10 protein-coding genes are annotated in these 11,704 nt (G+C 29.3%); all 10 read left to right on the plus strand.

Features of this window, described 5'->3' with window-relative positions; translation table 11 throughout:
• The coding region (locus DOK81_RS11950) for an immunoglobulin-like domain-containing protein (protein WP_206911148.1) at positions 1-989 on the plus strand (989 nt) is incomplete at its 5' end.
• Positions 990-1,071: 82 nt separating this feature from the next.
• Positions 1,072-1,815 carry a WecB/TagA/CpsF family glycosyltransferase gene (locus DOK81_RS11955; RefSeq protein ID WP_206911149.1) on the plus strand — a complete coding sequence of 248 codons (744 nt, stop codon included), beginning with the start codon at positions 1,072-1,074 and terminating at the stop codon, positions 1,813-1,815.
• 913 nt (positions 1,816-2,728) lie between these two features.
• Positions 2,729-3,742 (plus strand): O-antigen ligase family protein, encoded by a 1,014-nt coding sequence (locus DOK81_RS11960; RefSeq protein WP_206911151.1) that lies wholly within the window; start codon positions 2,729-2,731, stop codon positions 3,740-3,742.
• A 9-nt stretch (positions 3,743-3,751) separates the two neighbouring features.
• Positions 3,752-4,825 carry a glycosyltransferase gene (locus DOK81_RS11965; protein ID WP_206911152.1) on the plus strand — a complete coding sequence of 358 codons (1,074 nt, stop codon included), beginning with the start codon at positions 3,752-3,754 and terminating at the stop codon, positions 4,823-4,825.
• A 70-nt stretch (positions 4,826-4,895) separates the two neighbouring features.
• On the plus strand, positions 4,896-5,363 hold the full coding sequence (locus tag DOK81_RS11970; protein ID WP_242590026.1) for an acyltransferase: 468 nt from the start codon (positions 4,896-4,898) through the stop codon (positions 5,361-5,363).
• 19 nt (positions 5,364-5,382) lie between these two features.
• Complete coding sequence (locus DOK81_RS11975) at positions 5,383-6,540, plus strand: polysaccharide pyruvyl transferase family protein (protein ID WP_206911153.1); 1,158 nt, start codon at positions 5,383-5,385, stop codon at positions 6,538-6,540.
• Positions 6,537-8,036 carry a lipopolysaccharide biosynthesis protein gene (locus DOK81_RS11980; protein ID WP_206911155.1) on the plus strand — a complete coding sequence of 500 codons (1,500 nt, stop codon included), beginning with the start codon at positions 6,537-6,539 and terminating at the stop codon, positions 8,034-8,036. The genes DOK81_RS11975 and DOK81_RS11980 overlap by 4 nt, the downstream gene beginning before the upstream one ends.
• A complete protein-coding gene (locus DOK81_RS11985; protein WP_206911157.1) occupies positions 8,033-9,034 on the plus strand; it encodes a nitroreductase family protein in 1,002 nt (333 codons plus the stop codon). The genes DOK81_RS11980 and DOK81_RS11985 overlap by 4 nt, the downstream gene beginning before the upstream one ends.
• A gap of 251 nt (positions 9,035-9,285) precedes the next feature.
• Positions 9,286-10,404 carry a hypothetical protein gene (locus DOK81_RS11990; protein ID WP_206911160.1) on the plus strand — a complete coding sequence of 373 codons (1,119 nt, stop codon included), beginning with the start codon at positions 9,286-9,288 and terminating at the stop codon, positions 10,402-10,404.
• A gap of 104 nt (positions 10,405-10,508) precedes the next feature.
• Entirely contained in the window at positions 10,509-10,949 is a 441-nt protein-coding gene (locus DOK81_RS11995) for a hypothetical protein (RefSeq protein WP_206911162.1), read from the plus strand.
• Positions 10,950-11,704 lie beyond the last annotated feature (755 nt).

Genomic DNA, 11,704 nt, shown 5'->3' on the forward strand with positions numbered 1-11,704 from the left:
AAGCACCAAGAGTGCAAGAAGCAAATGACAAACTCAACGGATGGTACAAGGGAGAAAACCTAGCTGATGGCGTCAACCAAGACAAAATCAACGAAGCACAAGCAGCGGTCGATAAAGTAACAGATGAAGCGAAAAAACAAGAACTACAAAACAAAATCGACAAAGCACAAGAATTGTTGGATAAACAAGACGACCAATTTGCAATTACAAGTGTCGATCCATACAAAGAAGGAATTAGCCAATATGTGACTGGAACATACAAAGGAAAAGATGCTGGCTATATCCGATTGATGGTCAATGGCGAAAAAACAGCCTTAGTATCAATGAACAATTTACCAGAAGGAACCTTCAAATATTATATGAGTGGGTTAAAAGCGACAGATAAAGTATCAGTCGTGATCTATGGTAAAGATTACAAACAGTTAGCAGAAAAAGAAGTACCAATCGAAAAAGGAAAAGTACCAGTAGAAATTACAAGTGTCAATCCGTATAAAGAAGGAATCAGCCAATTTGTGACTGGAACGTATGTTGGAGACGATGCTGGCTATATTCGATTGATGGTCAATGGCGAAAAAACAGCCTTAGTATCAATGAGCAATTTACCAGAAGGTAAATTTGAATATTATATGAGTGGATTGAAAGCAACAGATAAAGTGTCAGTTGTGATCTATGGCAAAGATTACAAACAGTTAGCAGAAAAAGAAGTGCCAATCGAAAAAGCGAAAGTACCAGTAGAAATTACAAGTGTTGATTCATACAAAGAAGGAATCAGCCAATTTGTGACTGGAACATACACAGGGGACGATGCCGCATATATGCGATTGGTAGTCAATGGTGAAAAGAAAGCCTTAGTATCAATGAACAATTTACCAGAAGGAACAATCAAATACTATATGAGTGGATTGAAACCAACAGATAAAGCGTCAGTTGTGATCTATGGTAGTGATTATAAGCAAGTAGCGGAACAACAAGTCTCTATTGAGAAATAATCAATTAAGTATCAACTGAAGGAATTCCTTCAGTTGATATTTTTAAAGTAGAGATAATTTAACAATAAGAGGTACTTAATTTATGTCGTTGAAAAAGGAATACTTGTTAGATATACCCTTGGATATTGGATCGATGAATGAATTTGTTTTAGAAGTAGATAAAAAAATAAATTTACACAAAGGATCGCACATAATTGGTGTTAACGCAGATAAAATCAATCAACTCCAAAAATATGATGAATTGAAAAGAATAGTTAAGAATGCAGACATTATTCACCCGGATGGTGTTTCTATGGTTTTTGCTTCAAAAATTTTAAAAAAAGACAGGATATTTGAACGGATTGCTGGTATCGATTTGATGCAAGAATTATTATGTCTTGCTGAAAAAAAAAATTATACTGTTTATTTTTTAGGAGCTAAAGAGGAAGTCTTAGAAAAAATGCAAACAGAAATTTCTTCTAAATATCCTGGATTGATTATTGTCGGGAGTCGAAATGGCTATTTTGACAAAAAAGATTGGAAACAAATAGCAACTAACTTAGCTAATCTAAAGCCGGATTTAGTATTTGTAGGTATAACTTCCCCTAAAAAAGAATATCTCATAGAATATCTACTTGCGAATGATGTCCATTCAGTTTTTATGGGAGTTGGAGGAAGTTTTGACGTGTTGTCCGGCAACAAAAAACGGGCACCACTATGGCTTCAAAAAATGAATTTGGAATGGCTGTTTCGTTTAATTCAAGAACCTAAAAGACTATTTCTAAGATACTTTATAGGAAATCTAAAATTTTTAAAGTCGATAGTACATGAAAAGATAAAAACATAATTATTAAAGAAGGAAGGTATAATCATTTTAAATAAAAAAAAAATAATAAAAATTCTGAACAAAGTTTTAGTACCAATGATTTGTCTATCTGTTGTGTCTGCTTTGATTGGTACATTCCTTCTAGATAAATATGAGTTGTTTCCAAAAAGATATGTTTGTCAGAGTCAATTAGTGATAAATCCATATGTAGACAAAGATGATGACAATGTAAAAAGCATGGATTTGTTGAAATATAATGAAAATTATAGCTTATTAGTTTATAGTCCTTCCTTTTTAAAGGAAGTTAATTCAAATTTAGAAAAAAAATATGCAGATTATTTAAAAATAAAATCGAAGTTGAAAGTTTTGTACTCTTCAACTTCTCAGGTATTGACTGTACAAGTTATATCCACTGATAAAAAAGAAAGTATAAACTTAGCAAATACGATACTAAAAGAATTATGTAATAAAGGGAATGAACTCTTTTCACATAGTAAGTTGTCGATTCTTAGTAATGCTTCAGTTGTTGATGTTATCTCTAACAGTAAAACAACTATACTTAGTGTTCTATGTACGTTCTTTTTTATCTTATACGGGACTGTGTTTATGACGTACACATATTTAAAACATAGACACAAAGATGAGAAAAGAAGCAGAAAAAATAGTAGAAGAAAATCTCATAGGTGTTGAAGTATATATGATTAATAAGATAATAATACTCTTGTTTATGATAATGCCTATAGTTGAATCTTTAAATGGATTTTTTTCTGGCTTAGGTCTATCTGACATTTATAGATTAACAACTGTAGTAGTGATAAGTTGTTATTTTATAATGAAGGGGAATTTGATAAAAAAATACAATATTTATTTTCTAATTCTCTTAAGTGTGTTTATGTGTATTCTAGTAAGCCAATTTTAAAATAAAGCATTATTGATGAGTGATCTAAAAAGTGTTTTTAGAATCCTGTTAGCACCGTTCTATTTTTGCTATTTTTATGAAGGCCTTTCTTCACAAGAAATCAAAAGAGAAGACTTAAAAAAAATCATTTTGATATATGGAATTTTATATAGTTCTTTGATTATAATTCCTTATTTATGTGGAACAGGATTTGTTAGCTATGACATTGATCATAATGGGCTAATGTCTAAGGCGTCAGAAGTTCAAGGCGTAGGGAATAAAGGTTTTTTTATAGAACTAAATTCCTTAATAGCTATTTTGGCTGCAAATCTGTTCTTTATAAAAAATTTGATTATTAGTTATTTTAATGAAAATGAAATTAAAAAAGCTGTGACGACAATATTATTGTACATTGCTACACTTATTTCTTTATTCATCACTGCTACTAAATTAGGCATATTATTGTCAATTGTCTGTTCCTTAATTTTTGTCTACCAAATATTTTGTAGCAGTATAAAAAGAGAATATAAGCTGTATTTTGCTGCCAGCATAGTACTATTATTCATTGCAATCTATATTTTTTTAGGTGGATTGATTACGGATATCACAAATAGACTAAACTATTTTTCCGAACAGTCTAATGGATCAACAATCGATTTTTTAACAAGTAATCGATTGTCCTATCTAACTAAAACCATGTATGAAATCGATAACTCAACACATCGATTTTTTCTTTATTTATTTGGAGCAGGATATAGTTCTCCTTTCACCCCAACAATAGATGGAATAAAGAGGTCAATTGTAGAAATCGATTATTTTGATTTTTTATTTTCGTATGGTTTTTTTGGTTTCATCTCATACATTGCTTTCTTCAAAAAGGAAGTTATCTTACTGTTTTTTTCCAAAAAGAATGAAATGAAAAGTATGCTAATAATTTTTCTTCTCTACAGTTTTATGGGTGGGCATATTTTTGTTAATTCAATGACAGCAACATTTCTAGCTATTTTCTTGAGTTATTCAAGTGATGCTGGATTAAAAAGTATAAAATGAGGTAATTTTATGATACTAGTTATATCTAATATGTATCCGTCAGAGAAATATCCCAATTATGGCGTTTTTGTTAAAAATTTTTATAAAAAGCTTTCTCTACAGGAAAAAGCTAAGATCATTTATATGACGAAAACGACCAGTAAATTAAAAAAAATATACAATTATTTAATTTTCTATATGAAAGTTTTTATGAATTGTCTTTTTTCTAAATACAAAATTATTTATGTTCACTATGCTGGATATAATGCACCTCCTATTTTAATGGCACGATTGTTTAATAAAAAAGCAAAGTTAATCGTTAACGTTCATGGAAGTGACGTAACACCAGAAAAAAAATTGGAAGAAAAAACGAATTTTTTAACAAAGTATTTAATAGGAGAGGCTGACTTAACAATCGTTCCATCCATTTATTTTGAAGATTTGGTAAAAGATAAATATGGTAAGAATGTCAACACTTGGATTTCACCTTCTGGAGGAATTGACTTCACTGTTTTTAATAGTCAAAAAAAACAATATACAAATGAAAAACTAACGATTGGCTATGTAAGCCGAATTGATAAGGAAAAGGGATGGGACCTTTTGCTTTATGCTATTAGAAATTTAATACAAAAAAATTATGATATTCAATTGATCATGGTCGGTGATGGTGCACAAAATGAGGAAGCACTGGCATTGATAAAAGAATTAAATTTAGAAAAATACGTTGAAAAACATAATTGTTTATCTCAAAAAAAATTAGTTCATATTTACTCTTCTTTAGATATTTTTATTTTCCCAAGTATGAGAGAAGGAGAAAGTTTAGGGCTAGTTGGTTTGGAATCCATGGCCTGTGGGACGCCAGTCATTGGTAGTAATCTTGGAGGAATAAAAACATATGTGAAAAATGGAGAAAATGGCTTTTTATTTGAACCAGGCAACCAAGAAGATCTTGAATGTATGATTGAAAAATATGACAAGATGACCAAATCAGAGCAGAAAATGTTATCTATCAACGCCATAAAGACGGCAAAAAAATATGATAGTGAAGAGGTCAATAAAAATTTAGTGGAAAAAATAACTGTAATTTCTGGAAAGAGTGAGTAAGTTGAAATTTGTCTACTATGCGATGTTTTATATTTCAAACTATCTATGTATACCGTATAGAGCAACTCTATTGGATCGTATTTATCGGAGAATGAGAGAAGAGATTACTCGAAAAATTTTTGCTTTTGTAGGAAATGACGTAGTGATTCGTCCGAAACTAAAGATTTCATATCTAAATAAAGTTTCTATAGGAAGTCGTTCATCTATTGGAGATCGTAGCATGATTGTTGCTTCTGGCGGTCTCCTCATTGGTGATGACGTGATGATGGGACCTGAAGTCATGATTTTCACGCAAAATCATGAGATACCTCCGTTAGGCAAAAAAATAATAGATGGAGAAATAGTGACTAAAAAAGTTGTGATTGAGGATGATGTTTGGATTGGTGCTAGAGTAATTATTTTACCAGGTGCAGTGATTGGAAAAGGCACAGTGATTGCTGCAGGAACAGTAGTTCCAGGAAAAGTATATCCAGACAATGTTGTTTTAGGTGGAAATCCAGCAAAAATTATAAAATATAGAAATTCGCTTAATAACTAATGAATGAAAGGATTATTTTATGAAAAAGATTGGAATTATCACACTAAATGGTGAATTTAATTATGGAAACAGGCTACAAAATTTTGCGTTACAGCGTGTATTAAACGAACTTGGTACAGAAGTTGAAACGATAGAGATAACTAAAAATAAATTTGATCGTATAAAAAAAGAACTTTGGATTACTAATGCAGGTAACATGGGCGATGTTTATTACCTTTCAAAAAAAGTACTAAAAAAATTAACGTTTTCGAGTATCAAAAAAAGAAAGAATTATCGCAAAATGCAAGCTAAGAAGTGGAATATAATTGGAGCTTTCACAAAAAAATATATTAAAGTAAAGAAAGTTGATTCTAAATGTCTGAGTGATTTTCAAAATAATTATGACTTATTTATTGTAGGAAGCGATCAGGTTTGGAACCCTAATATTATTGAATTTGATCATACACATTTTCTTGGCTTTGCACCAGCTGAAAAGAGATATAGCTATTCTGCTAGTTTTGGTGTGGATGAATTAGCCAGTAGACCCTGTTTATTAAAGCAGCACTATAAGAAGTATTTACAACAAATGGCTTATATTTCCGTAAGAGAAGAATCAGGAACAAAAATAGTTGAACAATTGATACAAAAGACTGTAGATACAGCACCTGATCCAACTTTATTATTAAATAAAGAGGAGTGGAAAAAAGAACTTCAAATAAAAGATAGTGAAGATCAAGCATTTGTACTAATTTATTTTGTAAGTGAAATATCTAAGGAAATAGTAAATAAAATCACTGATTTTGCACAAAAAAAGAATTTAAAAATTATTCAGATTATGGGAGATACCTTTGGAGAAAACAGAGTTATTGTTGATCCCAAGCAATTTGTTGAACTGATTTATCAAGCACAATATGTTTTTACAGATTCTTTCCATGGCAGTGTATTTTCAATCATTATGGAAACTCCTTTTTTTGTTTTTAGACGTACAGATAATAAAGGAACGTATACAAGAATTGATAGTTTGATTCATAAATTTAATATGGAATGTGCAATCGTACATATTGAGGATAATTTTGAGGAAAGATTATCTTTATTTCATTTTGAATCAACTCAGTGTTTACTAGAAGATGAGAGAAAGAGAGGGAGAGCGTTAATAGAAGAAAAAATAGTGAATTCTTGTAAGGAGAATTCTAAATGACTAATAGAAGTAAAGGAATTGTATTATCATATTTTACTGTAATTATAAAGAATTTTTCCGTATTGATTTATACACAAATTCTCATAAGTTTTTTTGGAAAGGGTGACTATGGTCTCTACCAGCTCTCAAATTCAATTGTCAGTAATTTATCTTTATTGAATCTAGGTTTTTCATTTGCTTATATAAAATTTTATACTTCTTTTTCAGTAAAAAAAGACCAAGATGGAATTAAAAAATTAAATGGCACATATCTTATTTTTTTTAGTGGCATATCTTTGCTTACCTGCGTGATTGGCACTATTATCATGCAAAATAGTAGTAGCTTTTTGTCAACATCGTCATTCGCAGATGAAATGAAACTGAAGCAATTAATGTTTTTTATGATTATAAATGTTGTACTTACATTTATAAGTACGACTTTTGAATCCAATATATTAGCCAATGAACGATTTGTTTTTCAACAAATAAGGCAGATGTTGCAGTCTATTTTATTGCCAGTTTTGACAATACCTATTATATATTTTTTTCACAAAAATCTTGTAATAGTAGTTATCATTCAAACTGCTATTACTATTCTTAATTTATTCGTTAATGTTTATTTTTGTATAAAAAAATTAAATATGGGTTTTTCATTTCGAAATATTGAACTGTCTTTTATGAAAGACATCGGCACATTCTCATTTTTTATTTTTCTCAATCAAATTTTTAATCAAATTAATGATAGCGCCCCAATCTATACATTAGGAATTCTAGAAAATACTCAACAAGTAGCTATGTATTCTATAGTTAACCAACTAAAGTCTTTGTTCTTAACTTTTTCTCAAGTGTTAACGACAATATTTATTCCAAAAGTCAATCAGTTAGTTCATCAATCAAATAGCGATAGTGAGTTAGATAATTTAATGATTAAAATTGGACGATATCAAGTATTGATTTTAGGATTTTTCTTAGGTGGATTTATTGTTTTAGGGAAAGAATTTTTACGTTTTTGGCTAGGACAAGGATTTGATAATGTTTATTACTTATTGATTTCAGTGGTGATTCCACTATTGATTCCTTTGTCACAAAATATTGCGATTGAAATACAACAAGCACGAAATAAGCATTTCTTTCGATCGATTGTTTTAACGATTTTTTCTTTATTAAACATCGTGATAACTATAATAAGTGTAAATACTGTAGGAGTAATGGGGGTTACGGTCGGATATATATTCAGTTTGATTGTTGGTTATGGTTTAGTCATGAATTGGTATTATATACGAGTAATGAAACTAAATATTAAGCTATTTTGGAAAAAGACAATCCCATGTTTATTACCAATAACTATGTCGACCATAATCTGTAAAGTGATGACCAATGCTTTTAATAGCAACAATCTTTTGAATTTTTTTATAATCGGATTAATTTATTGTGTAATATATTTGATTTTTATTGTTATATTTATCCCACATGTGCTACAACCTATTATTAAAGTGGTGAAAGGAAAGAGCAAATGAAAAAGGAACTAAAATATATTTTACCTGATACTTTTTTGGAAAAATTAAAACAAATTCGTAACTATGGCAGAAGTCTGTATCTCTTCAAGTTAGATAAAAAACGATTTTTACAAAATTATTCAAAAAAAAATTTTGTAAATGAAGAACAATTAAAAGCTAGACTTATTTTTTACAGTCATTCAGTTGAAAAAGGATTAGCTAGAGAAAACTTCCGTTATTATTTTGGCAAGAATGTAATACCCGAATTGTATAGATTGGTAAAGCTATATAAAAAATCGAATTACGATACGTATAATTCGATTTATTTAAATGCTGTTTCAGTATTGAATCAATATATCAGTGTACATGAAGAAAAAAGATATGATGTCAAACCTATTATAAATGTGCAAGAATTCAAAGAATTTTATTTGAATCATAATTTTAAAATAGGAGGTGCCAAGCAACTATCATGCGTGGATGTAAACAAGAACTATCGTAAAAACTTTAAAAATCTTGCTCTGGAAAGGAATAGTGTAAGAGACTACCAAAATTCTAGTGTGGATCTGAAAAAAATCAATGAGGCAGTTGAAATAGCTTTAAAGACCCCATCAGTTTGCAATAGACAAAGTTCACGAGTTCGTATAATTCAAGACAAAACAATTATAGAAAAAGCGTTGAAAATTCAAGGTGGCTTCAATGGTTATACTTGTCCACCATGTTTGATTATGATAACAACAGATACGAATTATTTTATTGATGTGACAGAACGAAATCAAATTTATATAGATGGTGGATTATTTGCTATGTCACTTTTATATGCTCTTGAATATGAGGGGCTCGCTGCCTGTGCTTTAAATACTATGTTTGATATAAAAAGGGATAAAAAAACACGGAAATTGTTAGATATTCCTGATTCTGAAAATTTGATTTTATACATTACGGTAGGAAATTTTAAAAAAAATTACAAGGTACCTATGTCTCATAGGCTATGTGTAAATGAAATTACAAGTTATATATAGATACGAAAAGTAGCATAAAATTGAAAGAACAGCTACTTGAAAGAGTAACTAATAGGACAAGTAAGATTTTTAATTTTTTTAGAGCAATCGAATTATCAGCTCTATATGAAAACTATTGAAGTAGAGTATTTTATAGAAACAGATAGAGAAAAAATAAAAAATCAACCGATGTTCTAAAATGAAATAAACTTATCAAAAAATTGCTCGCAAGTATAGCAGAGATTCAAATAGAAAGGAATATTTTTATATTAATGGTTAAGTGGTTTTTGCTTATAAGTTCGTTATTTTTATTTTTAACTCCAGAAGTTGTTTTTTCAGGAACAAAAAAAGATGAAAAGTTTTTCAGTTATTATATGCCTGGACTAAAAAAAGACGATGATGTGGTTGTTGAACTTTACGATAAAAATTATCAAAAATTAGCAGATAAGAAGGTAAATATTGAAGGTAAAATGATGAATATAAAAAAAGAGAAGGACTCTGTAAAGATTATTAGTAAATATGATTCTAATTATGATTTGCTACTTACATTTGCAGTAGTTTCTGAAAATAAAACTTGGCAAATATCAAATTCTTATTTGATACCTAATAAGAAAGGTACAATATCCGATGATTTTGATAATGAAAAAATTCTGCTGAATAAAGTTGCTACAGATTATGTTTCTCCCTATCATCGCTTAAGAGCAATAGATAATATAGATGGAGATGATCCAGACTCGAATGGTTTTACTGGGGGATGGCATACCTTTGATGATAAGAGGAATACACCAACCGCTAAAATGGAAAGTTTTCGTCTTTTATTAGATGAGAAAGAATACAATAAGAATGGGATGTACCAAGCTGATACAGTAAAACTTATTACAACGAATATCGTTCAAGGAACAAATACAAAAAAATTAGATGGGACAGGCAGAGGGATTCTGAAAGAAAAAATTATCTATACAATAATTGGTGGAGAAATCAAGGTTGAGGTAGAATTAACGCCGTTAGAAGATGTCACAATAGATGACTATTATTTCTTACAAGCATCAACAAATAATTATAATAATGGCATCATACCAGTTGGAGATCCATTATTTCCTGATGAAATTAAAAATTTTTCCTACGATATTTTTGGAAGCAGCAAAGAGAAATCAAATTGTTCAAAATTAATCCTTTCAGATGGAGCAAATTATCTAACAATGGAAATCGATCCATCTTATGGTATTGGAAATTATGAATATAATAAAAATAATAGTATATGGTTTTATAAACAATATGGGAAGCTATATTTTAATTTAATTGCTAGTGAAAAAAATTCCCCATTATATGTTGAAAAGGGGAAAATTCTAAGAGCTAGAGGCTTTTATAAATTTGAAAGAAAGCCACTGTAGTTACTCATAGTGATAATAATATAGAAATATAATTGATTCTGGATCTAAAATTTTAAGAATCAAATTTGCTGTTTTTTTAAAATATTAAATGGAGGCGAAAAAAATTGTGTCAGTTTTTTTGGGAAATTGATCCTTGGATAATAAGTCGTAGATATTTTTTACTATCAGATACGCAAGAAAATGAAATTCTTAGAAGAAACGCAAAAGTATTATGCAAAGAGTATGAAAAAACCAAACGAGAAATTCAACAAACTATTTCTGATATAAATGGAAAAGAATTTTTTTCGAAAATTTCTCAATTTTATCTTCAAGAAGCATATCTTGCTGAACTCTACAATTATTTAACAAATCCAGTTCTTTTATCAATGGAGACTTCCGGTGAACGACTTTTGAAAGTAATTGATCAGGAATATTTATTAGATTATATGGACTCAATTGATTATACAAAAACCAACACAAAGGTAAAAACTCTAGTAGGAAAATTATTATATGATAAATATAGAAATGTTTATGAAAATAGATTTGGAAAACAAAAAAATAGGTAGGTAAAAAAAAGTAATAAGTCTTATGAAATTTACTTTTGGTATTCTACAGAAATTTTTAAAACAGAATGATTGCCATAGTCATGAACTAAAAAGTTGAACGCATTACTCAATTAAACTACTGTTTTTTAATAGCTGGAAATGGGAATATTACGAATTAGAAAGGCGAAAATTGCTATTGGATTTAGAATATTTAAATTGTGAGAATTTTATCTACTACCGGACTGTTTTGAGTAATTTAATCATTAAAATATACACTAGTTTATTAAGAAAAATAGTTGTAGTTTCGTATATAAACGGACTTGGTAAATCCCCAAATGCATAAGTCTATTTTAAGTGATTTAACAGAATTTCAAGAATATATGCAAAATATAATAGTTGCTTTGATTATTAGTTTACTATGTATTTGTTGGTTAGTTGATTTTATTTTTTGCAAAATATTCAACACTGGATTTACATTATTTTCTTTTTTGTTGCTAGTTTTGTTTATTTTAATACTCGGCTTAATTATATGGTGGATCATTCAATGATTAGTTAAGCTGGAGGAGAAACGGTTAATCGATTATGACTGGGTAGATAGAAACAGAAAAAATGGATTATTAAAAGTTAAACTGCTAGTTGATTTTCAAAAAATAAGGATACTAGAGACCATTGTAGATAGTAACAAATTGATTTATTTTAATAAGGATATATGCAACGAGTAAACGGGATAGTTGAGGAGAATATGAGTTCAGGACCAGACAACAACAGCGACCTTC

Source organism: Enterococcus sp. DIV0660C (genome assembly GCF_017316125.1).
Lineage (GTDB): Bacteria > Bacillota > Bacilli > Lactobacillales > Enterococcaceae > Enterococcus_B.